General features: G+C 50.2%; 17 protein-coding genes and 1 rRNA gene. 2 read left to right on the top strand and 16 right to left on the bottom strand.

The window, feature by feature from the left end; genetic code table 11:
* From QTL79_RS17720 to yedE, 11 genes are all read right to left on the bottom strand, one after another.
* Nucleotides 1-74: ribosomal RNA gene (locus QTL79_RS17720) — 16S ribosomal RNA — on the bottom strand; the annotation flags it as partial.
* 299 nt (nt 75-373) lie between these two features.
* Complete coding sequence (gene rlmD, locus QTL79_RS17715; protein WP_346356272.1) at nt 374-1,747, bottom strand: 23S rRNA (uracil(1939)-C(5))-methyltransferase RlmD; 1,374 nt, start codon at nt 1,745-1,747, stop codon at nt 374-376.
* A 103-nt stretch (nt 1,748-1,850) separates the two neighbouring features.
* Nucleotides 1,851-4,283 carry a Lon protease family protein gene (locus QTL79_RS17710; RefSeq protein ID WP_346356271.1) on the bottom strand — a complete coding sequence of 811 codons (2,433 nt, stop codon included), beginning with the start codon at nt 4,281-4,283 and terminating at the stop codon, nt 1,851-1,853.
* Between the two features lie 152 nt (nt 4,284-4,435).
* Complete coding sequence (gatB, locus tag QTL79_RS17705) at nt 4,436-5,875, bottom strand: Asp-tRNA(Asn)/Glu-tRNA(Gln) amidotransferase subunit GatB (RefSeq protein WP_346356270.1); 1,440 nt, start codon at nt 5,873-5,875, stop codon at nt 4,436-4,438.
* Complete coding sequence (gatA, locus tag QTL79_RS17700; RefSeq protein WP_346356269.1) at nt 5,875-7,341, bottom strand: Asp-tRNA(Asn)/Glu-tRNA(Gln) amidotransferase subunit GatA; 1,467 nt, start codon at nt 7,339-7,341, stop codon at nt 5,875-5,877. The genes gatB and gatA overlap by 1 nt, the downstream gene beginning before the upstream one ends.
* A 12-nt stretch (nt 7,342-7,353) precedes the next feature.
* Complete coding sequence (gene gatC / locus QTL79_RS17695) at nt 7,354-7,644, bottom strand: Asp-tRNA(Asn)/Glu-tRNA(Gln) amidotransferase subunit GatC (protein WP_346356268.1); 291 nt, start codon at nt 7,642-7,644, stop codon at nt 7,354-7,356.
* Between the two features lie 105 nt (nt 7,645-7,749).
* Nucleotides 7,750-9,756 carry an NAD-dependent DNA ligase LigA gene (gene ligA / locus QTL79_RS17690; protein ID WP_346356267.1) on the bottom strand — a complete coding sequence of 669 codons (2,007 nt, stop codon included), beginning with the start codon at nt 9,754-9,756 and terminating at the stop codon, nt 7,750-7,752.
* Nucleotides 9,757-9,774: 18 nt separating this feature from the next.
* Nucleotides 9,775-12,048, bottom strand: a complete 2,274-nt coding sequence (pcrA, locus tag QTL79_RS17685) for a DNA helicase PcrA (protein ID WP_346356266.1) — start codon at nt 12,046-12,048, stop codon at nt 9,775-9,777.
* 130 nt (nt 12,049-12,178) lie between these two features.
* Nucleotides 12,179-12,409, bottom strand: coding sequence for a putative Se/S carrier protein (locus tag QTL79_RS17680; RefSeq protein WP_346356265.1), 231 nt, complete (start codon nt 12,407-12,409; stop codon nt 12,179-12,181).
* Between the two features lie 23 nt (nt 12,410-12,432).
* A complete protein-coding gene (locus QTL79_RS17675) occupies nt 12,433-12,642 on the bottom strand; it encodes a sulfurtransferase TusA family protein (RefSeq protein WP_346356264.1) in 210 nt (69 codons plus the stop codon).
* A gap of 3 nt (nt 12,643-12,645) precedes the next feature.
* Nucleotides 12,646-13,719: a YedE family putative selenium transporter gene (yedE, locus tag QTL79_RS17670; RefSeq protein ID WP_346356263.1), complete on the bottom strand. Its 1,074-nt coding sequence runs from the start codon at nt 13,717-13,719 to the stop codon at nt 12,646-12,648.
* Between the two features lie 125 nt (nt 13,720-13,844).
* On the opposite strand from yedE, the gene QTL79_RS17665 reads away from it, so the two are divergent.
* Nucleotides 13,845-14,732 carry a LysR substrate-binding domain-containing protein gene (locus tag QTL79_RS17665; protein ID WP_346356262.1) on the top strand — a complete coding sequence of 296 codons (888 nt, stop codon included), beginning with the start codon at nt 13,845-13,847 and terminating at the stop codon, nt 14,730-14,732.
* Here QTL79_RS17665 and QTL79_RS17660 read toward each other — a convergent pair.
* From QTL79_RS17660 to QTL79_RS17645, 4 genes are all read right to left on the bottom strand, one after another.
* Nucleotides 14,729-16,369, bottom strand: coding sequence for a putative manganese-dependent inorganic diphosphatase (locus tag QTL79_RS17660; RefSeq protein ID WP_346356261.1), 1,641 nt, complete (start codon nt 16,367-16,369; stop codon nt 14,729-14,731). The genes QTL79_RS17665 and QTL79_RS17660 overlap by 4 nt on opposite strands.
* A 177-nt stretch (nt 16,370-16,546) precedes the next feature.
* Nucleotides 16,547-16,870, bottom strand: coding sequence for a PTS fructose transporter subunit IIB (locus tag QTL79_RS17655; protein WP_346356260.1), 324 nt, complete (start codon nt 16,868-16,870; stop codon nt 16,547-16,549).
* 25 nt (nt 16,871-16,895) lie between these two features.
* The gene (locus tag QTL79_RS17650; protein WP_346356259.1) at nt 16,896-17,942 is read right to left on the bottom strand and encodes a PTS fructose transporter subunit IIC; all 1,047 of its coding nucleotides are present in this window, start codon (nt 17,940-17,942) and stop codon (nt 16,896-16,898) included.
* Nucleotides 17,939-19,951 carry a BglG family transcription antiterminator gene (locus tag QTL79_RS17645; protein WP_346356258.1) on the bottom strand — a complete coding sequence of 671 codons (2,013 nt, stop codon included), beginning with the start codon at nt 19,949-19,951 and terminating at the stop codon, nt 17,939-17,941. Before QTL79_RS17645 ends, QTL79_RS17650 begins: the two co-directional genes overlap by 4 nt.
* A 225-nt stretch (nt 19,952-20,176) precedes the next feature.
* On the opposite strand from QTL79_RS17645, the gene QTL79_RS17640 reads away from it, so the two are divergent.
* Nucleotides 20,177-20,992, top strand: coding sequence for a tRNA lysidine(34) synthetase (locus QTL79_RS17640; RefSeq protein ID WP_346356257.1), 816 nt, complete (start codon nt 20,177-20,179; stop codon nt 20,990-20,992).
* Nucleotides 20,993-21,028: 36 nt separating this feature from the next.
* On the opposite strand, the gene QTL79_RS17635 is transcribed toward QTL79_RS17640, so the two are convergent.
* Nucleotides 21,029-22,486, bottom strand: a complete 1,458-nt coding sequence (locus tag QTL79_RS17635; RefSeq protein WP_346354798.1) for an IS1182 family transposase — start codon at nt 22,484-22,486, stop codon at nt 21,029-21,031.
* Nucleotides 22,487-22,534 lie beyond the last annotated feature (48 nt).

The raw sequence follows: 22,534 nt of genomic DNA, 5'->3' as shown, positions 1-22,534 counted from the left end.
ACAAACCGTTCGACTTGCATGTGTTAGGCACGCCGCCAGCGTTCGTCCTGAGCCAGGATCAAACTCTCCATAAAATTATGAAGAAGCTTCATCAGCTCTTTATAACAAAAACATATTGTTTGTTGAGTCATCATCACCAAAGCGATGACGTCTCCGCACATCTGGCTTTTCATTCTTTTCCACATTGTTCAGTTTTCAAGGAGCACCGTCGTTTTGCGACTTGTTTATAATATCACAACATTTCTGTCGTTGTCAACACTTCTTCGCTTTTTCTTATTTAAAAGCTGGTTGTATTGATACTAACTGTAAAGATTACATTTTTTCTTGTCCATGAAAAAAAGTCATCGCTTAGGATGACTTTTTTTATTACCATTTATCCCCGCTCCAACAACGCCACAGATTCCACATGAAAAGTCTGCGGAAACATATCAACCGGTTGGATTTTTGCAGTTTTGTAGCCCTGTTCGGCGAGAATTGCAAGATCGCGGGCCAGCGAGGCCGGGTTGCAGGACACGTAGACGATGCGCTCAGGCTGCATCGCGGCGAACATTTCCAAAACCGGTTGAGCGCAGCCGGCGCGGGGGGGGTCGACGACGATCACATCGGGGCGCACGCCGCTTTTGACCAACTTCGGCAGCGTCTCGACGACGTCGCCGACTTGGAACAGCGCGTTACTCACGTCGTTCTCCTGCGCGTTCTTGTTCGCGTCACGAATCGCGGCTTCGACGATTTCAAAGCCGTAGACTTTAGCCGCTTTTTGCGCGAGGAAAAGTGAAATTGTTCCAGTGCCGCAGTAGGCATCGATTACCGTTTCACTGCCGCTTAAGTTCGCATATTCAAGTGCAGTCTCATACAAGCGCAGCGCCTGTTTCGTGTTGACCTGGAAAAATGAATGCGGCGATACCGAAAAAGTCAACGGACCGAGTGATTCCTTCAGCATGTCCCGCCCCCATAGCGTACGGTTTTCCGTCCCCAGCACAACATTGGTCTGGCGGTCATTAATGTTTTGCACAATGCCAACTAACTCCGGCGCGACTTCACGCAGCAACTTGACTAACTCCTGCTCTTTAGGCAAAACTGCTCCGCTCGTTACGATGACTGCAAGCGCTTCACCTGTCGCATTACCGCTGCGGCCCATCACATGACGAAGTACACCTCGCCCACTTTCCTCATTATATACCTCAACTTTGAAACGATCCGCATATTGCTTCACCGCTTGCGCAATTCTATCGTTAACTGATCGCTGAATGAGGCAACTCTCGATGTCAATCACTCGATGACTACCTGCTGCGTAGCAACCGCATAGCGTCTTCTTCCCATCTTTGCCGATTGGAAACTGCATCTTGTTGCGATAGTTCCATTCATCGGCCGCGCCGAGCACCTCGAATACTGGAACACTGTCTAACTTACCAATCCTCGCCACCGCCGCAACAACCATGTCACGTTTGACATTAAGCTGTCCCACATAGTTCAAATGCTGCAACTGGCAGCCGCCGCATTGATAGTAGACGGGACAAGGAGGCTTGCGCCTATTGACGGATTCTTTCAGTACTTTTTGTAGACGTCCAATCGCATACGTCTTTTTGACCTTTTCAATCCGTACGCGTACTGTTTCTTGTGGTAGTGCATACGGTACAAATACGGTAAAGCCTTGATATTTCCCCACGCCTTCGCCACTGTGCCCCAGTCCGCTGATTTCAATTTCATATTCTCGTTCTTTGACGACTGGGATAATTTTTTCGCTCATCTTCTACTTCCTTTCACGACTTTCACACAGTAACGGAACTCTAAGCACTGCATAGTAAGAGCTGTCTCTAGCGCACCACTTGCGCAATAGAGACAGCTCTTTTTTATGATTCGCTTTTTCCGTTGCTTTCAGAAGCCTTGCCCAAACTTATAAAGTTATCCGTATACTCTTTTAATTGACGATTAACCCGGTAATGAATTGACTCTTCTGGATACGTGTCAAGCTGTGCATCATAGACCCCAGCTGGCACATCTGTTAGTATTTCAATTCCCTCATCGATTGTTCTGACTGCATAAATATGGAATCGACCTTCCTTAACTGCGACGACCACTTCATCATTAACAGCTAGTTCATCGACATTTTGATGTGGGATCATTACACCCTGCTCCCCTGTTAGCCCCTGCAGTTTACAAATATTAAAAAAGCCTTCTACTTTCTCCGTCACGCCGCCAATTGGCTGAATCTCACCTTTTTGGTTAATCGACCCCGTCACTGCAATGAATTGCTTAATCGGCACATCTGCCAAGCTTGAGAGGATCGCATACAATTCGGTACTAGAGGCGCTGTCGCCATCAACACCGTCATACATTTGTTCGAAAGTCAGACTGGCCGTCAACGTCAACGGCTGCTTCTGTGCATATTTCTTCCCAAGATACCCACTTAAAATCAATATTCCTTTACTATGACTTGTCCCGCTCATTTTGGTTTCACGCTCAATATTTACAACGCCTGCGCGACCCATATAGGTATTTGCCGTTATTCGCGATGGTTTGCCAAACATGTATTCGCCCACCGCCAATACAGCCAGACCGTTGACTTGGCCGCTCACTCGTCCTGCAGTATCCACGAGAATTTTACCATCGGCAAACATTTCATGCAAGTGTTCTTCATATTTGTTTGAGCGATATTTTTTTTCTTCAAACGCCTGTACAACATGGCGTGCGCTAACCACAGCGCTTTCCTCCATCGTTGCCCAAACATTGGCTTCGCAAAGAACTTTAACAATTTCATTGAATCGTGTCGTCAGCTTTCGCTGACTGCCAGCCATACGACAAGAGTATTCGACGGTTTTGGCAACCGCACTGCGGTCGAACTCTTTTAGTCCCTTGTTCTTCACCGTAGCGCCGACAAAGCCAGCCATTTTTTGCACATTTTCCGGCGTGTTTTCCATATGCGTCTCAAAATCGGCATGAATTTTAAATAATTTGCGGAAATCCTCGTCGTAATTATACATCAGGTAATAGAGTTGAGGATTGCCGATCAGGATTATTTTTACATCGATTGGGATTGGTTGCGGTTTCAAAGAGGCCATCGCCACCATGCCATATTGTTCGCTCAAATTCTCCACGAACAATTTGCGTGTTTTCAGCACACGTTTTAGAGCTTCCCATGCGCCGATATTCGAAAGCACATCCTTTGCATTCAGAATCAGATAACCGCCATTGGCTTTATGGATGGCTCCAGCCTTAATCATCGTGAAATCGGTACTCACCATGCCCATCCGTGTTTCGTATTCCACCCGACCAACCAAGTTATAATAAGTCGGATTCGATTCAACAACAACTGGAGCACCCGCTAACTCCCGATTGTCGACCAACAGATTTACCTTGTATTTTTCTTTTAAGTTGTCATGACCACTTTTTTTAAACATCGCAAGTGGATTGGCTTGATCTTCTTCCGTCGCCGGCGTCTTAAAATCATTGATGTTTTTGACGACGTCTTCTTTGACAGCCTCTAAGTATTCCACTACTGGCAAATAATCCTGATATTTTTCCTTTATTTCATCAATCAGATTACCTGCAGCAAACAAGCCTACTTTTGCATCAAGTTTACGGATTTCCTCACGCAGCTCTCTTTCCAGTTCCTGCATTTTACGCACGACTTCCATCGCTTTTTCATGCACGACTAACATATTGTCTTCGATTTTATCGCGCTCTTCTTTCTCGAGGGCTTGAAAGTCTTCCGGCGTAAGTCCCTTGCCCTCAACCATCGGCACACCAATGAAGCCTGTGGTTGACCATTGCGGCATAATGCCAAACTCGGTAGCTGTTGCGTTAAACGTTTCTATAATCATCGCCCGTCGCTCTTGAAAGATTTTAACGATATTGTTTTTCGCATGATCATAATCATCACTGCTGAAGATCTTCGCAACATCAGTCTTTATATCGTCAATCAGCTCTTCCATATCCTGCGCAAAAAGATGACCGGAACCGACTGGAAGCAGCAACGCTAACGGCTGCCCATGATTTTTGAAGTTATTGACATAACACCAGTCACCAGGTGCTTTCTCTTTAGTCGCGATTCGATTGACTGCCGCTTTGGCATAGGTCATCTTTCCAGTTCCGACCAAACCTGAAATGAAGATATTATAACCTTGGTTCTTCGTAAACAAACCAAATTCGACGGCTTTCACTGCACGTTTCTGACCGATCATCACATTAAGCGGCGCTACTGTTTCTGTAGTTTCAAATTCAAACTGACTTTCATCACAATGAAAACAAAGTTTTTCGACTGGCAGTTCAGGATAGTTGGTCATGACCTCACTCCCCTATACCCAATTTACAAAGCACACTCAATCCGTTCTTCTGTTATTTTATTCCTTCTACTTTGTTGATAAAATTCCTTTATCCCCTAATAAAAAAGCTGTCTTAAGCAAGTTAGTTTACCTGCATTAAGACAGCTCTTCATCTATCCCAGTCTCTCGACTAGCAATTTGTTAACCATTTCCGGATTTGCTCGTCCTTTGGTTTGCTTCATAATTTGACCTACCAGAAATCCGATCGCTTTTTGCTTGCCGGCTTTGTAGTCTTCGACCGATTGCGGGTTCGCCGCAATCACCGCATCGACGATCGCGACGATTTCCGAGACGTCGCTGATTTGCACCAGACCTTTTTCTTTTACGATCATTTCCGGATCTTTGCCGCTCGCCCACATTTCTTCAAATACGGTCTTCGCAATTTTTCCAGAAATTGTACCTTTGTCGATCAATTGTAGCATGTGCGCGAGCGCAAGCGGCTTGACCGGACAATCGGCAACCGAAACGTTTTCGTTGTTCAGATGCTTCGACACTTCGCCCATCAGCCAATTAGCGGCGGTTTTTGCATCCGCGCCTTCGGCGACGACCGCGTCGAAATAGTCGGCCATCGCACGGCTAGCGGTGATCACGCCGGCGTCGTATTCGGACAGGCCGCACTGTTCGCTCAGGCGTTTTTGCCGCGCGTCCGGCAGTTCCGGCAGCGAGTCGCGCACGCTGTCGACGAATTCTTTCGCAACCATGATCGGCACCAGATCCGGTTCCGGGAAGAAACGGTAATCGTGCGCCTGCTCTTTGCTGCGCATCGACACGGTAATGCCGCGCGCTTCGTCCCACGAACGAGTTTCCTGGATGACCTTGCCGCCGTCGTCAAGCAGCTCGGCCTGCCGCAGTTCTTCGTATTCCAGACCGCGCTGCACCGAACGGAACGAGTTCACGTTCTTCAGCTCGGCTTTTGTGCCGAATTCGCTCGCGCCGACCGGGCGCAGCGAAATGTTGGCGTCGCAGCGCAGGCTGCCTTCTTCCATTTTGCAGTCCGATACGTCAATGTATTCGAGAATTGATTTCAGTTTTTCCAGATAGGCCTTCGCCTCTTCCGGCGAGCGCAGATCGGGCTCGGACACGATTTCGAGTAGCGGCACGCCGGTCCGGTTGTAGTCGACCAACGCATAATCGGAATCGGTAATGCTGTTGCCAGCGTGCACCAGCTTGCCGGCATCCTCTTCCATATGAATCCGCGTAATGCCGATCCGTTTCTTCACGCCGTTCACTTCAATGTCGAGATGGCCTTTCAATGCGATCGGCAGGTCTTGTTGCGACGTTTGAAAGTTTTTCGGCAGATCCGGGTAGTAGTAGTTTTTGCGATCGAACTTGCTGAACGGCAGAATTTCGCAGTTCAACGCCAATCCGGCGCGCACCGCGTATTCTATGACCTTTTCATTGACGACCGGCAGTACGCCCGGCAGACCGAGGCAGACCGGGCAAACGTTGGTGTTTTGCTCCGAGCCGAACTGCGTGCTGCAGCCGCAGAATATTTTCGAATGGGTTTTCAGTTCCGTATGAACTTCCAAACCGATGACTGTTTCGTAAGCCATTATTTCCCCTCCCCAAGCGGCGCGCGACGTGCGGCAAAATCATGTTCCTGTTCGTAGGCATAGGCGGCGCGCAGGATCGTTTCTTCGCCCAGCGGCTTGCCGATGATTTGCATGCCAACCGGCATTCCGCCTGCGAAACCGCACGGCAGCGAGATAGCCGGTACACCGGCCAGATTGACCGGAATCGTGCAAACGTCCTGCAGGTACATCGCCAGCGGATCACTGCTCTTTTCGCCCAGCTTGAACGCCGTCGTCGGCGCAGTCGGCGTAACCAGCACGTCGACATCAGCAAACGCCCGATCGAAATCGCGCTTAACCAGGCTGCGCACCTTCAGCGCGCGCAGATAGTACGCATCGTAGTAACCGGAGCTCAGCGCGTAGGTGCCGAGCATGATCCGGCGTTTGACTTCGTCGCCGAACGCTTCGCTGCGCGTCGTCTTGTACATGCTGACGATATCGTTGCCTTCGCCGCGATAGCCGTAGCTGACGCCGTCATAGCGGGCCAGGTTGGAGCTGGCTTCGGCCGGCGCAATCATGTAATAGGCCGACAGCGCATACTGCGTATGCGGCATCGAGACTTCCTTATATTCGGCGCCCAGCGCAACCAATTGATCGATCGCCTGATAGATCGCCTTTTCGACGTCAGCGTCCATGCCGCTGACGAAGTATTCTTTCGGCAGACCGATTTTCAGGCCTTTGATGTCGCGCGTCAGCGCTTTAGTGTAATCGGGGCAGTCCGCCGCAATCGACGTCGAGTCTTTCGCATCGTAGCCGCAGATTGCATTCATCACCAGCGCGCTGTCGGTAACGGTGCGCGTGATCGGACCGATTTGATCGAGCGACGACGCATAGGCCACCAGACCGTAGCGCGACACACGGCCGTATGTCGGTTTCAAGCCGACGGTGCCGCAATACGCGGCCGGCTGGCGGATCGATCCGCCAGTATCCGAGCCGAGCGCCCAGACTGCTTCGCCGGCGGCAACCGCCGCAGCCGAGCCGCCGCTCGAACCGCCCGGAACCGCAGCCAGATCCCAAGGGTTATGCGTCGGATGATAGCCGGAATTCTCGGTCGAACCGCCCATCGCAAATTCGTCCATGTTGGCCTTGCCGACCATTACCGCATCCTGTGCGGCCAGTTTTTCGATAACGGTCGCATCATACGGCGGAACGAACTTGTCGAGTATTTTCGACGCGCAGGATGTGCGCGTTCCTTTGGTACAAATGTTGTCTTTGATTGCGCCAGGAATGCCGGCCAACGGCGAAATCGCATCGCCACGTTTGATCTTCGCATCGACCGCACGCGCCTGTTCCAGCGCGATTTCCGGCGTCAGCGTCAGATAGGCTTTGACCGACGCTTCGACCGCGTCGATGCGTTTGAGCACATCCTGCGTCAATTCTTCGGCTGAAATTTGTTTATTGCTGAGCGCTGCATGCAACGCTTCGATTGTTTGCTGATGCAAATCCATATTCTGACCTCCTTACCCTTCGATGATCTTCGGAACTTTGAAATAGCCGTCTTCCTGCTCCGGCGCGTTGCTGAGCGCCAGTTCGCGCGATAGCGACGGTTTGCATTCGTCTTTGCGCATTACGTTTTTCAACGGCAGCACATGCGCCGTCGGTTCGACGCCTTCGACGTCGACTTGGTTCAAGACCTGCGCATATTCCAAAATGGCATCCATCTGGCCGGTAAAGCGGTCCAGTTCGGCGTCGGAAAACTCCAGCCGCGAAAGCAGCGCCACATTTTCAACATCCTGTCGTGTAATCTTCACAATCTCACCATCCATTCATAAAATGCATATGTCCTCTATTATATCATAAATCTTAATCATTCTCATCGTTTGATAAGAAACGTAGTAACCGTCAGTCCGTCCTTTTTATTCTTCAGCCAGCAGTTTGCGCAGATCGTCTTCGCTCAGCACCGGAATGCCGAGATCGTTGGCTTTGTCCAGCTTGCTGCCGGCTTCCGCACCGGCTACGACATACGTCGTCTTGCGACTGACCGAGCCGGTCACTTTACCGCCGGCCTGTTCGATCAATGCGGCCGCTTCGCTGCGCGACAGCGTCGGCAGCGTGCCGGTCAATACGACAACTGCACCGGCCAACGCCTGACTGCCTGATTCAGCCGCCTGCGCCCTCTCCTGCTCCAGCTTGACGCCAGCGGCGGCCAACGCTTCAATATGCCGTCGGTTCTCGTCCTGCTGAAAAAACGCCAACAGGCTGTCGGCCATTTTATCGCCGATTTCGTCAATCGCCAATAATTCTTCGCGCGTCGCAGTCAGCAGCCGTTCCATCGAACCGAGCGCCTTTGCAATGCTGGCCGCCGCTTTCGCGCCGATATGCCGGATACCGAGACCGAACAAGACGCGCGCCAGTCCGGCCTGTTTGCTCGCTTCAATCGCCGCCAGCAAATTCGTCGCCGATTTTTCACCGAACCGTTCCAGCGCTGCCACATCTTCCAGCTTCAAACGATACAGGTCGGCCGCCTGTCCAATCAGTCCGCCTGCGAGCAACGACTGGATCACCGCGGGACCGAGGCCGTCAATATTCAACGCATTGCGCGAGACGAAATGCGTCAGCCCTTCGCGCAGCAGCGCCGGACAACAGCGGTTCATACAGCGGCAGGCCGCCTCGCCCGCTTGCCGTTCGACCGCGCTGCCGCACTCTGGACAATTTTCCGGCATCGCAAACGGCGTTTCATCACCCCTGCGTTTTTCGATCAACACCTGCACGACTTCCGGAATGATTTCACCGGCCTTATGAATGATCACGCGATCGCCAATCCGGATGTCCTTATCTCGAATATAGTCTTCGTTATGCAACGTGGCGCGACTGACGGTGCTGCCGGCAAGCCGGACCGGAGTCAGCGCCGCCGTCGGCGTCAGTACGCCGGTCCGGCCGACGCCGATCAGAATGTCTTCGACAGTCGTTTCGGCCTGCTCGGCCGGAAACTTGTAGGCGATCGCCCAGCGCGGATCTTTCGCCGTATAGCCAAGCTCGTCCTGCAGTGCCAGCGAATCGACTTTGATCACGAGTCCATCGATTTCGTACGGCAGTTCGTGGCGCCGTTCCTGCCACTGTTCGCACCAAGCGATTACCTCGTCAATGTCCGATAGCACGCGATGTTGATCGTTGACCTTAAAGCCGAGCTGCGCCAGCAATTTATAAATTTCGGACTGCGTGACGGCAGCTACGCCGTCGCGCACGCCGATCCCGTGAACAAACAGGTCCAGAGTGCGTTCGGCGGTGATTTTCGAATCAAGCTGTCGCAACGATCCGGCCGCCGCATTGCGAGGATTGGCGAACAGCGCTTCTTCCGCTTCGCTGCGTTCTTCATTGAGGCGTTCAAACGCCGCCTTCGGCATGTACACTTCGCCTCGCACTTCAAGGCGCGGCGGCACATTATCGCCGTGCAGCAACAGCGGAATCGAGCGGATGGTTCGCAGATTCGCCGTCACCTCTTCGCCGACATAGCCGTCGCCGCGTGTCGCGCCCCAGACTAGGCGTCCGTTTTCATACAACAGATTGATCGCCAGCCCATCAATCTTCAGTTCAACCAGATATTCAACCGCGCTGCGGCCGAGAGCGCCGAGCACGCGCTGATCGAACGCGCGCAATTCTTCTTCGTTGAATGCGTTTCCCAAACTGCGCAGCGGCGTAAGATGCGTCGCTTTTTCAAAGCCGACCGCCAATCCGCCACCGACGCGCTGCGTCGGCGAGTCGAGCGTGATGAATTCGGGATGCGTCGCCTCCAACTCGATCAGCCGCCGCAGCGCACTGTCGTATTCGGCGTCGCTGACTTCCGGCCGATCGAGCACGTAATAGAGGTGACTGTGGTAATGCAGCCAGCGCCTCAATTCGTCGATGTCTTTTTTCACGGTCATTGCGTTCCTGCCTCCTCCTTACACCTTTTGCAGCGGAGCAAACTTAGCCAGCAAATGTTTGATCCCCTGGCCGGGGAATGCAATGCTCAATTCCTGATTTTCGCCACTGCCGCGCAAGCCGACAATCGTGCCAACACCCCATTTTGCATGCTGCACTTTATCGGCCATGCTCCAATTCGTCGCAGCCACGGCCTTGCTTGGCATAGTGACGCCCGGCCGCAGCGTCGGCGCCGCCGAATGTTGCTTTGGCCCGCTGCGCTGTGGCGCAACGACGGTCGGCGCATTGCGAAATGCCGTTCCGGCCATGCCCGTTCCCGGCCGTGCGCCGATCGGTTGTCCAGCTCGTGGCGGCGCAACGCGCATGCCGACCCGTTCGAGCATCGACGGCGGAATTTCCTCGAGAAAACGCGACGCGGGATACATCACGGTTCGTCCGAACACATTACGCGAACGCGCATAGCTCAAAAACAGCTTGCGCCGCGCACGTGTGATTCCGACATAGCAAATCCGGCGTTCTTCTTCAATTTCTTCTGGATTCATCAATGTCCGAGAATGAGGGAAGAGGCCTTCCTCCATTCCAGCCAGAAATACTACGGGAAATTCAAGGCCTTTTGCCGAATGCAACGTCATCATCGTCACTCGACTCTCGCCTAAATCCGCCTGATCAATGTCTGACACCAGTGCGACTTGACTCAAAAAGTTTTCCAATGTCTCTTCCATCTCACCCAGCGCAAAATCCTTGGCCACACTGACAAATTCCTTCAAGTTTTCAATACGCGCCGCATCTTGCGGATCATCGCTGCGTTCCAGTTCATCCCAATAACCCGATTGCTTAATCACCCGATCGACCAGATCCACAACGGGAATATCGCTCATGACGCTGATCCACTGAAAGATCAGTTCCGCTAAACTCTCGAGCGGCTTACGCACGCGCGCCGTCAATCCTTCCACAATATCCGGATTACTGATTACATCGAATAAGGACATTTCATTCGCCGCAGCATACGCCAACAGTTTCGCCACAGTCGTATCGCCAATGCCGCGTCGCGGCACGTTCAAAATACGTTGCAGACTCAAATTATCATTCGGATTAAATACCACACGCAAATATCCAAGAATGTCTTTTACCTCTTTACGGTCATAGAACTTTAGACCGCCGACCATGGTATACGGAATGCCGCATTTCATGAAATTTTCTTCAAGAACTCGTGATTGTGCATTCGTACGGTACAGAACAGCCAGTTCACCATATTGTACATTGAACACCGTGTTCAAACGCATGATGTTTTCCGCAATGTGGCGGGCCTCTTGGCGTTCATCATCGGCCACAAACAGACCGATCGGTTCGCCGGCCGGGTTATCGGTCCACAGCTGTTTCGGGCGACGCGATGTGTTGTTTTCAATCACCGCATTGGCCGCGTCGAGAATCATTTGTGTAGAGCGATAATTTTGTTCCAGTTTAATGACCTTCGCATTGGGATAATCCTGCTCAAAATCAAGAATATTGCGGATATCTGCCCCGCGCCACGCATAAATGCTTTGATCCGCATCGCCGACGACGCAAAGGTTGCCATGCTTGCCCGCCAACAATTTAGCCAGTAAATATTGCGCCCGGTTGGTATCTTGGTATTCGTCGACCAACACATAGCGAAATTTCTCCTGGTATTTTTCCCTCACTATAGAATCACTTTGCAAAAGTTGCACCGCCAGCAACAGTAAATCATCAAAATCCAACGCATTGTTGTTGCGAAGCTTGCGCTGATATAACGCATAAACTTCAGCAATTTTTTGTGCATGGAAATAAGACGCTGAACGTGCAAATTCTTCCGCACTCTGCAGCACGTTTTTGGCATTCGAGATTGCCGCGAGGATACTGTTGGGCGGAAACTGCTTATCGTCAAGATTCAACTCTTTCAAGCACGATTTAATTACGGCCTGCATATCTCCCGTGTCGTAAATAACAAAATTCCGTTTATAACCCGGCAGATTTTCAATTTCCATGCGCAGCAAGCGCGCACAAAAGGAGTGAAAGGTTCCCAACCAGATGTCTCGCGCAACCGAGCCAACCATCTTAGTTACCCGCTCTTTCATTTCGGCAGCCGCCTTATTGGTAAATGTAATCGCCAATATATTGTATGGCGCAACTCCTTTTCCCAACAAATGTGCGATGCGGCATGTTAAAACCTTCGTCTTGCCAGAACCTGCTCCGGCCATAATCAGTAAAGGCCCGTCCAACTCGCGAACCGCTTCCGCTTGCGCTGGGTTAAGACCTTGAAAAATATCCTGTCCCATAAGTAGAGTCTCCTTCAATGCCTGGTTTCATTCATAAACAGATATATTTCGCTTTTTTTTTGCATTTTCCTGTTTCTACTTGTTTATAATTTGTATACAAAAGAGGGTTGCAGTTGCAACCCTCTTTTGGCTATTCCTCCAGTAGAATGTCTGTCTTGATCATCTCAATTTTGTTCGTTTCCAGCAGTTCCACGGCTTTCGCCATGTCACTCCTCTCTAGTTTGGCAGCCAACCCTTCGCAACTGCCGCTTAAATGGCGCGGGATTGGTATGAGCTCGACTTCAATCGCACGACTTTGCAGCAATCGTTTGGCGCGAAATGCATGATACACGGAAGCAAAAGTAATCACAGACTTACTCATCTGGCTCACGCCCCCCCTTCTTTTCAGGCTTTGCGAATTGTCACTTGCCAGGAACTTCCGGTTTCCAGAACAACCGTCTGACACCCTTGGCTACGGGCAAATTTCAAAATGTTTTCGCGCGGCGTCACTTCATCGACTAACACTTTCACTTCATCCTTGTACGCCAAAACTTCCTTCGTCCGAAGCAGCGGAATCGGACAGCTCAAGCCTCGCAAATCTAAGACTTCATTCATCCGTCATGCCCCCTCTTCAATCAGCGTTACTTTTTCCCGGCAAAAAATCCCGATGCCGCTGGTCAATACAATCCCCATGACCACTGCAATTTGTCCGTTGATGCTTACGCCCGCCGCAGATCCGGCCAGATTAAGTCCATGCGCAACACCTGCACCAGCCAGCATTCCCAATACGCAAGCCAAGGCGTCAACATTGCCTTCACCAGCCATAATTAATTGCCTCAGCGGACAACCGCCAGCCAGCGTCGCAGCCAGTCCAACCAGGAAAAGCCCCATAAAGTTCCAAACATGCATCGTATGTGCTAACGGTTGCGCTTCAAAACCAATTTTTAAAAAGCCAAAATACGCATTCGCAGCCAGCGCTGTAAGAAACATGATGCCATACACCTTGAGCAAATCCGTATCCTTAACCAGTAAATAATCTCTCAGCCCACCACTTAAGCACATGCGCACGCGTTGCGCCATCACGCCTGCAAGCAAGGCAATCAAAAAGCTCGCCGCCAATGGAGCATGCATTGAGCCTGGCCCTTTAGCGCTAAAATTCAAAAATGATGCATTCAGCGCAACAGCGCCAAGCAAGAATACAGCCAGTATAACCGGCAAATAGCCCGCTAAAGCTGCCGTATTCTCAATGTTTCGCGCCCGACCTAAATTGTAGCCGTTCTTCAGAAAATAAATTCCAAGCCAAATTCCGCCGGCGAAGCCAGCCAGTGCCGTAATCCCGTTGAGATCGCCGCCTGCCAAGCGCAAAATCGCCCGCAGCGGACAGCCAAGAAAGACCAGCGCTCCCAGCATCATTACCATGCCCAAAAAGAAACGCACCCCGGGATTAGAACCACCTCGCGGATTAAACTCGCCCCGTACGCGTGAAATGGCAAAAGCGCCGATAACCCAGCCAAGAATTTCCGGTCTCACATATTGAAGTAGCTGCACTTGATGAATACCTAGCGCTCCGGCAATATCTCGCAGTTGACAAGCGGCGCAAAAACCATAATTCCCCGGATTCCCCAGTTTGACTAACAGTACCGCACCCAAACCAAATACAATTCCTGTTGCGACGAGCAAACCCCATTGCATCGTAACTTCACCTCATAAATATTTTTTATTTATCATACCAAGATATATTCTATTATATTCCAGCAACTGTTGCCAAGAGGGAATTAGGCTTATACACAGAATTAAAGGTAAAGAGGTGAATTAACATGTCATACTTTCATTCTTTATCCGTCTTTGTCGCCGTAGCGGAAGAAAAAAGCTTTTCCGCTGCAGCTAAAAAACTGAATCTTACCCAACCGACCGTCTCTTTCCACATTGACAATTTAGAAAAAAAACTGGGTTGTCCGTTGTTCATTCGGACAGTAAAAGGCGTCAGCCTGACCGTTTACGGAAACGTCCTGTATGAAAGCGCGCAAAAATTAGAGGTAATTGCCAGCACGGCAGAAAATCACATCCGTGCCATGGCAGCAGGCTCTTCCGGTCATATTTCGATCGGATCAAGTACAATTCCCGGCGAATACATCCTGCCGCTTAGAATCAGTTCCTTTCTCGAACAGCATCCCGGTATTCGCATTTCGTTGCACGTCGACAACACCGATAACATTCTTGCAGCTTATGCACAAGGACGATATTCACTGGTAATCGTCGGTGCACGCCCTAAGGATCCTATTGTCAGCACGCCGCTGTGGCAAGATGAATTGGTCTTAGCCGCCCATCCTAATTTAGTCGCCAAACTCCCCTCCTCCCCTAGTCTCGAGGATATTTGCAGCTTGCCATTTCTACTCCGTGAATCGACTTCTGGCACGCAACAAGCCGCCCGTTCCGTAATGGATGAACTCGGCATCACTCCCGATACGCTGCACATTCCGTTTCAAACCAACGGAACCGAGGCCTATAAGACCGCTCTGGTGCAACAATGCGGCATCGGTTTCATCTCCAATCTAGCCATACAAAAAGAATTGGCAGATGGACGCTTACTCGCGCTCCCTCTGCCAATCGCCCGGCCGCACCGGACTTTTTACGGTATTTACGATGCGACACGCGCACCTTCTTGTCTTGAGTTATTTTGGCAATTCCTTAACCATCAAATTTAAAGCCGCACTGCTTCCGCTAATGGCGGTACCACCTGCTTCTTACGCGACATTACGCCCGGCAGATAGCAATCGCCGCTCTCACAGCTTTCGCCAAACGCTTTAACCAACAACTCTGTAGGCTGGCCGACATGAATCAAATGCGTGCCTTCTTCTAAAATATTGGTGATCAAGAGCAACGCCATGTCATACCCTTCCTTGGTGCAAACTCTCTTCATGGCCTCTTGTAAATCCGTTTTCATATCCAGCACTTCGCTGGCATCCATAACGGAAAGTTGCGCAATGACCATCCGATAGTTGCCGATTTGGAATTCTTTAGCATCATTGCCAACAATATCGGCTGCCGACATCCCCTTAACGCTGGCACCGGCTTTTAAAAGTTGCATCCCATACTCTTTTATATTGAGTCCAGCGATATCCGCCAGTTTTTCGGCAGTCTCCCGATCTTTCGCAGTACAGGTTGGCGATTTAAAGAGCACCGTATCCGATATGATTGCGGAAAGCAACACGCCGGCAATCTTTGGCGGAATGTGTATTCCGCGGTGCCAATGCATGTTAGAAACGATCGTTGCCGTACAGCCGACCGGTTCGTGCCGGATAAAAATTGGATCGCTTGTCTGTAAGCCGCCCAATCGATGATGATCAATGATCTCCACGATTTGGGCGTCTTCTATGCCTTCTACGGCTTGCGATCGTTCATTATGATCGACCAAAATAATTTTAGTCCGTTCCTGAATGATCAATTTGTCGCGAATGATCGCGCCAATCATCTTGCCATTTTCTACAACAGGATACACTCTAAAATTCGTATCCGCCATAATCGTCCGCACATCACTCAACAGATCAGTCGACTTAAACGCGGTAACTTTGTTTTTCATAACCAGCGAAACCGGTATACTCTGATTGACATAACGTGCGCAAGTATAGGTATCATGTTCTGCACGTATAATCACTGTGCCTTGTTTTCGCGCGGCGACTAACACTTCTTCAGTCACTAACGCGCCCCCGGTAATGATCATACACGCGACTTTGCATTGCAGACAGGCCATTTGAGCATTCGGTCGGTCGCTTACTAATGTCACATCACCCGGTTTAACGAACTTTTCAATTGTTTCATTGCTGCCAGCGGCAATACGCAGACGCCCGGTTATCTTATGATGCAAATTTTCCGCGCCAGCTAATAATATTCCATCGAGCACCCGCAAAAGCCCCGAAAAATCGACCCCCGATTGGCTCAAATCCTGCATTTCAATTTCTTCAAAATAACGTTTAGCCAAATCCCCTACTGATACTACGCCGACAACGCCTTTTCGCTCATCAACCACCGGCACTGACTTCACGCTATAGCGGTGCATCAGGCTTCCTAATTCACGCAACGTGTCGTCCGGTTTAATCGTAATGACATCCTCTGTCATTACTTCTTTCACACGCGGATATAAATCCTGGATCAACTCAGGTTTTTCCAAACCAAAATACTCCAAGACGAATTTTGTCTCTGCGTTAATTTTCCCTGCTCTTGCCGGTATAGCATGTTCACCCATTTCTTTTTTAAGATGGGCATAACCGATTGCCGAACATATGGAATCCGTGTCTGGGTTGCGATGTCCAATAACATAAATAGGGTTCATCTGTTCCTTCATTGTCATTCCTCCGCCTGCAGCATTTCTACTTTTCAACTGATATTTATGAACAGTTTATTATTTTACTTGATTTCAACCTTTTTGAATAGATGCTTTCGAGTATTTTCATACTCCTTCATTTCATATAAAACGCCGAATGCTTCCGCATTCGGCGTTTTATAACTTAATCCGACAAATTTAACATTCACTTTGCAATTTAAGCTGAGCGATCCCGTCGACCAATATGCCCTGCGGATTTTTGATCGCCCGTTGCGACTCGGCCCGGTAGACGCATTTGCCATTGAACCGTTCCTCATCTTTTATCGCGACATCGGCCGCAATAATCACCAGGTCAGCCGCGGCAACGTCTTTTGCCGCCAGTTTGTTTTCAATGCCAATCGCGCCCTGGGTCTCGACTTTGATCATATGCCCCAAGCCTTCGGCAGCTTTCTTGATCGCCGCGGCAGCCATATAGGTATGGGCAATTCCAGTCGGGCATGCGGTAACCGCTATGATATTCATTGTTGCACAACCTTTCACACTTTATCTAGGCACTCGCCCGCCAATCTTCTTCCGTCTGTTCGACGAGCGTCTTTTTTAACAGATTCACCAACAGCGCCGTCACAACGACTCCCGCCAGCACCGCGACGATAAACATCAGCGGATTGTCGACAACCGGCAACACGATCGGTCCGCCATGCGGCGCATGATCGCCGACATTGCCGAGCGCCGCAATCGCAGCCCCGACTGAGGATCCAACAACAATCGACGGTATGACCCGTAGCGGATCGCCTGCGGCAAACGGAATTGCCCCCTCGGTAATCCCGATCATCCCCATCGCGAGCGCACCGTAACCGGCTTCACGTTCCATTTCACTGTATTTTTTCGGCGCCAACAACGTCGCTAGGCCCATGCCGAGCGGCGGCACGCAAATAGCAACCGCGACCGGCCCCATGATCGTGTACACTCCTTCACCGATCATTGCCGCGCCAAACAAGAACGCCACTTTATTGATCGGCCCGCCCATATCAAACGCAATCATTGCACCCATCACGATTGCCAGCCCGACGGCGCTGCCTTGGCTCATCGCCTTTAAACCATTGGTCATCGTTTCCATCAATCCGGCAATCGGCGTGCCGATAACATAAATCATGAGACCCCCGACAACCAGCGATGTCAGTAACGGGATTACGAAGATTGGCATGATCGGCCGTAAATTGATCGGCACCGGCCAACTCTTGATCCAGCGCGCCGTATAGCCGGCCAAAAATCCGGCGACAATGCCGCCGAGAAACCCCGTCTTCAAGCTGGCGGCCAGTACGCCGCCAACCAGGCCGGGCGCGATGCCGGGTCGGTCCGCGATCCCATAGGCGATGAAGCCGGCCAGCACCGGTACCATCATACTAAAGGCCGCCACGCCAATTTCAAGCATGTTCTTATAGATCGGATTCGTCACCACGGCCCCTTTGCCCGCTTCGACGCCGCTTAGCGCGATCGCGGCTGCAATCAGTACGCCGCCAATAACAACGATCGGAATCATGTAAGAAACACCAGTCATCAAGTACTGCCGCATTTGTTTAAGTTCGTCCTTCATATCGCTCCCCCCTCCTCAACCATTTGCAATTTTTCCAAAATTTCCTCCGCCGTCTTTGCTGCCCGCAATTCTTCCACGAACCCCTCCTCCATCAGACTGACTGACAGTTTTGATAATATTTTCAAATGAACATTATCGACATTGTCTTCCGGCACGCCCAGCATAAATATCATATGAACCGATTTTCCATCATGCGCACCCCATTCAATACCGCGCCGCGAGCGGCCGAAGATAATCGTCGCCTGTTTTACCGCATCAGATTTGCCATGCGGTATCGCAATCCCGTTGCCAATTCCAGTGGAAAAACTTTGTTCGCGCTTCAGCACATCCGATTCATAGCCAGAAGCCGAGGTAACTCGTCCGGCCTGCCAAGCAATTTCAGCCAATTGCGCAATTGCGTTTTCTTTATTGACCGCATCCAGTTCTAAGACCATCAATTCTTTATTTATCAGCATCGCAATTCCTCCGGTCTTTTCTTTATCTTTTCCTTTTGTCAGTTCGGTAATCACCGCCTCCAATCGCTGCATGTCAGATCGCGTCAACAGCGGACTGATATGTACAACCGGCATTGCCGGCGTCAGCATCTCCAATGGTATCGTTGTGATGATCAGCTCGGCCTCCATTTGATCTTCGCGTTCCAACTCACTCAGTGAAATCACGCGGATAATCTCGAGTTCCCGAAAATAGCGATTCAACCGGGCCGCCAGCATTTGCGACGTTCCAATGCCGCTGCCGCATACGACAACTACGCGAATCAACCGTTTGTTTCGTTCGACCGCCGCCCCGATATGGAGCGCAATATAGCCGATTTCTTCATCCCCGATCCGTTTGCCAAGATGCTTGTCAAAGACCCTGCTGGCCATCCAGGCGACGCCGTACATATCAGGGTACGTTTCTTTGATTTCTTCCAGAATCGGATTCTTCAGGCTCATGCCGTAACGCACCCGGTTGATTGTCGGCCGCAGATGCAGCACCAAGCCATTGAGCAATTGTCGATCCTCTTCGAGCGCAATGCCCAGCACGCCCTGCGCGATCAGGATGATTTCCTTCGCCATCGCAACAGCCAGACTGTCTTCGGCTTCCAGCTCAAGCGCCACAATATCCGCCTGATTTTGCAGCCGTTTCGCACCGACGATATGCAGCAGGATATAGCCGACTTCAGAATCCGGCACCCTAACTAAAAAAACAGTTTCAATCCCGTCGGCAATCTGCTTGGCAACCGGATATTCCGGCTTTTGCCGCAACGATTCCAGCAGTGATTCCGGCATGTTGATATCCTTATTCTGGTGCAGGCGCTGAATTGCAATCGCAATATGAATGATCAGTCCTGTATAGGCCTCATCAGAAAAGCTAATCCCCGTTGTTTCTTCGGCCTGACATATGATCCGTTCCAGTTTTCCATAATCCAATTCCACCAGCAACTTCAGCTTCAGTAGCGTCTTATGGTCGACGCGGCCAAATTTTTCCTCTTCCAGAATTTTCCGCAGTTCATCGCTTTCTTTCAGTTCCGCCAACAATCCGGCAACGGCATGACGCCAGTTTTCCTCGCCGCCTTCGATTTGCACGCCATAATTAGGCCGGCTCAATAAGAGCAGCGAATAATGGTTCAGCCATTTTTCCACGCCAGCCATGTCCTTGTGAATCGTCACCCGACTGACAAACAATTCATCCGCCAATTCCTGCATTGTCATCTGTTTTCCATTGAGCAGTAGCCTCTTGATGATGTACGACTGCCGTCCCTGCGGCGAGTCCGGCGCCAACGATTGCGGCAGATGACGCAGCCGCTCGACCAGCGTCAGTTTATCGGCCGCCGCGCCGGCTACGAATACGCCGCGCCCCGGCTTCTTTTCCAGCTGCAATCCATGCTCCGCCATCAATTGCGTCACCGCAGACAGATCGTTGCGGATTGTCTTGTTCGATACTTGCAGTCGTTCGGCAATCGTATCTATTTTCAGCGGACCGGCTGCCGTCAGCAACATCCGTGAAATATCTCCCATACGTTTTTCCACCAGCCGCCTCCTCAATTGTGGTAATCACTTTACTTTTTATTGATTGTATTTTTCTGACATCTTCATTCTACTCATTAGCTACAAGTTGTTCAAGTAACTCTTTCTACCGTATTACTGCGGCAATTCAATACTATTATTAAACAGGTTGACGAAACGATCGTTATCTTGGAAAATAAGACTATGTTAATCACGCAATAGCCAACCGGTTTAGAAAGGAATCCTCATATGAAAAAACAACCGCAACGCCTCATTCTGCCGCAGGCTTATTTCAGCCGTCTGTGCCGGGCAATCATCGAATTTGACATGATCCAGGCCGATGATCGAATCCTGATCGGCTTTTCCGGCGGCAAGGACAGCACTTTCCTCTTATATGCGCTGGCTTGCCTGCGCCAATATGCCAAAAAATCTTTTACGCTAGCTGCATTTACAATGGACCCAATGTTCACAACCGATTTTGATACAGCCTTGCTGCAGAGTTTTTGCCGTAGCCTCGACATTCCTTTTTATACCGACAAAGTCGATATCGCCGGCATCATCGCCGCACAAGACGGCAAAGACCCCTGTTTCAGCTGTTCCTTCTTCCGGCGCGGCGCGATTAACCGTTTTGCCACGGAAAACGGCTATAACAAAGTTGCCTATGCGCATCACCACGATGACGCCGTTGAAACCTTCTTCATGGGCCTCCTACATTCCGGCCAGCTAAAAACCTTCAGCCCCGTCACACACCTGACTCGCTCCGGCCTGTCCGTAATCCGGCCGCTGATTTATTTCCGCGAACATGAATTGAAAAGCGCGACATCCATCCACGGTTTTACGCCGATCCCCAGTCCTTGCCCACTCGACGGACACACCAAGCGTCAGGATATCAAGGAACTTATCGAAAAAATGGGCCAGGAGTCTCCAACCCTCTATTCACACCTGTCCGCGGCTATGCGGCAAAAAGAGACCATGCAGCTCTGGCCGGAAGAACTGTCCCGCGACGCATTAAAGCAAAAACATATCGACTTCTGGCGGAAAATAAAAAATGGACCAGCAAATTAATTGCTGGTCCATTTCAGACCGTCGACAAAATGCACTTTACGCAAAGCGTAAGGTGCATTTTTCAATTTCAGTTATCCAATTTTCACTGCAAAAACGCAGTTTTTCGAAAAAACGTTGAAAAACAGGCGGTAATATACCCCTGCGTTTCTTCCAGGTCGCCAGTTTTTTCAGATTCATGCATGCAAAAGTAAGCGTCACCTGCATTTTCACTTTCTGCAGGCCACGCAGTTGCGTATAGCGCATTGCATGCTTTTCTTTTGCATCTGCAAAGACACGCTCAATTGTTTGCGAGCGCAATTTGTAAATATCGCGATATATCGGCATGTGCCGATACTCATCAGCAAGTTCCAGATAGGATTCCCATACATGCCTTTGGACTTGCTTTTGATGCGCTTTGCTCTGCGTGCATTGCTCTAAATGCGGACACACTTTGCATTGTTTTGCATCGCTTTTATATTCTTGATATCCTTCACGATTCGTCGTACTGTAGCCAAGCGCCTGGTTGCCAGGGCAAATCATGCATTCATAATATTCATCATATACGTATTCATATTTCTTGAAGAACCCTTCTTTTGTCATAGGACGCTTGTAGGGAACGACAGGAATTCGGCCACTGTCGATAATTTGTTTCATAATCCAGGGCGTTTTGTAGCCCGCATCGACGGCAACGGTTTCGGTTTCAGGGAAATAACTGACGACTCGTTCATACAGTTCATCAAACAATCGACTGTCATTAACATTGCCCGCTGCGACTTCGTATCCTAATATGAAGTTATGCCGGTCACAAGCCGTGTTGGTTACGTAGGCAAAGCATTTTTCATGCTCGCCTTTATGAAACAAGCCGCTTTCCGGATCCGTCGTACTTTGCGTGATGGTTTTACCTTGCGGCGGATTTTCATCGTCGTCTTTATCTTTTAACCGTTTCTTGCCATGGTTTTCGCGATCGGCTTGAATTTCCGCATTCAGTTCATCTTGATATTGCTTGGCCGGAATCGGCACAAACACTTTTGCGCTTTTCTTTTTGTTGGCTCGTGCTTTGATATGGGTTCCGTCAATGAATACGGAACTTGCATCAATGAAACCGCAGTTTACTGCTTCGTACAGGATGCGCATAAAGATCCGCTCAAACACATCGCTTCCTTGAAAACGCCGGGTATAATTCTTGCCGAAGGTTGAAAAGTGCGGGACTTTTTCGGTAAGGCCGTATCCGATAAACCAGCGGTAAGCCATATTTACTTCAATTTCTTTCATGGTTTGACGCATGCTACGAATGCCGAACAGGTATTGAATCAGTACGATCTTAAACAGACTCACCGGATCAATTCCTGGTTTGCCTCGTTCGGAGTCGCTATATAAACCGTCGACTTCGTCGTAGATGAAGCGAAAATCGATGGCTCGTTCAATGTCTCGTAATATATGATCTTTCGGTACTAAATCTTCTAAGCAGAAGAATTCAATTTGGCTTTGTTGACTTCGATCTTTTTTCTCGTACATAAAATCACTCCCGCTAATGATTTTATCATATCATTAGCGGGAGTGGAG

This window comes from Azotosporobacter soli, assembly GCF_030542965.1.
Taxonomy (GTDB): Bacteria; Bacillota; Negativicutes; order SG130; family SG130; genus Azotosporobacter; species Azotosporobacter soli.
Note: the sequence above shows the minus strand (reverse complement) of the source record. Positions and strands in the feature narration are given on the sequence as shown.

Bases quoted from the DNA above. Each gene is read 5' to 3' on its own strand.
- pcrA (WP_346356266.1), bottom strand. From the start codon at position 12,048: ATGGGACAGGATATTTTTCAAGGTCTTAACCCAGCGCAAGCGGAAGCG.
- QTL79_RS17655 (WP_346356260.1), bottom strand. From the start codon at position 16,870: ATGAATATCATAGCGGTTACCGCATGCCCGACTGGAATTGCCCATACC.
- QTL79_RS17710 (WP_346356271.1), bottom strand. From the start codon at position 4,283: ATGACCAACTATCCTGAACTGCCAGTCGAAAAACTTTGTTTTCATTGT.
- QTL79_RS17675 (WP_346356264.1), bottom strand. From the start codon at position 12,642: ATGAATGAAGTCTTAGATTTGCGAGGCTTGAGCTGTCCGATTCCGCTG.
- gatB (WP_346356270.1), bottom strand. From the start codon at position 5,875: ATGGCTTACGAAACAGTCATCGGTTTGGAAGTTCATACGGAACTGAAA.
- QTL79_RS17650 (WP_346356259.1), bottom strand. From the start codon at position 17,942: ATGAAGGACGAACTTAAACAAATGCGGCAGTACTTGATGACTGGTGTT.
- QTL79_RS17635 (WP_346354798.1), bottom strand. From the start codon at position 22,486: ATGTACGAGAAAAAAGATCGAAGTCAACAAAGCCAAATTGAATTCTTC.
- rlmD (WP_346356272.1), bottom strand. From the start codon at position 1,747: ATGAGCGAAAAAATTATCCCAGTCGTCAAAGAACGAGAATATGAAATT.
- ligA (WP_346356267.1), bottom strand. From the start codon at position 9,756: ATGACCGTGAAAAAAGACATCGACGAATTGAGGCGCTGGCTGCATTAC.
- gatA (WP_346356269.1), bottom strand. From the start codon at position 7,341: ATGGATTTGCATCAGCAAACAATCGAAGCGTTGCATGCAGCGCTCAGC.
- QTL79_RS17660 (WP_346356261.1), bottom strand. From the start codon at position 16,369: ATGAAGGAACAGATGAACCCTATTTATGTTATTGGACATCGCAACCCA.
- QTL79_RS17640 (WP_346356257.1), top strand. From the start codon at position 20,177: ATGAAAAAACAACCGCAACGCCTCATTCTGCCGCAGGCTTATTTCAGC.
- QTL79_RS17680 (WP_346356265.1), bottom strand. From the start codon at position 12,409: ATGAGTAAGTCTGTGATTACTTTTGCTTCCGTGTATCATGCATTTCGC.
- yedE (WP_346356263.1), bottom strand. From the start codon at position 13,719: ATGCAATGGGGTTTGCTCGTCGCAACAGGAATTGTATTTGGTTTGGGT.
- QTL79_RS17665 (WP_346356262.1), top strand. From the start codon at position 13,845: ATGTCATACTTTCATTCTTTATCCGTCTTTGTCGCCGTAGCGGAAGAA.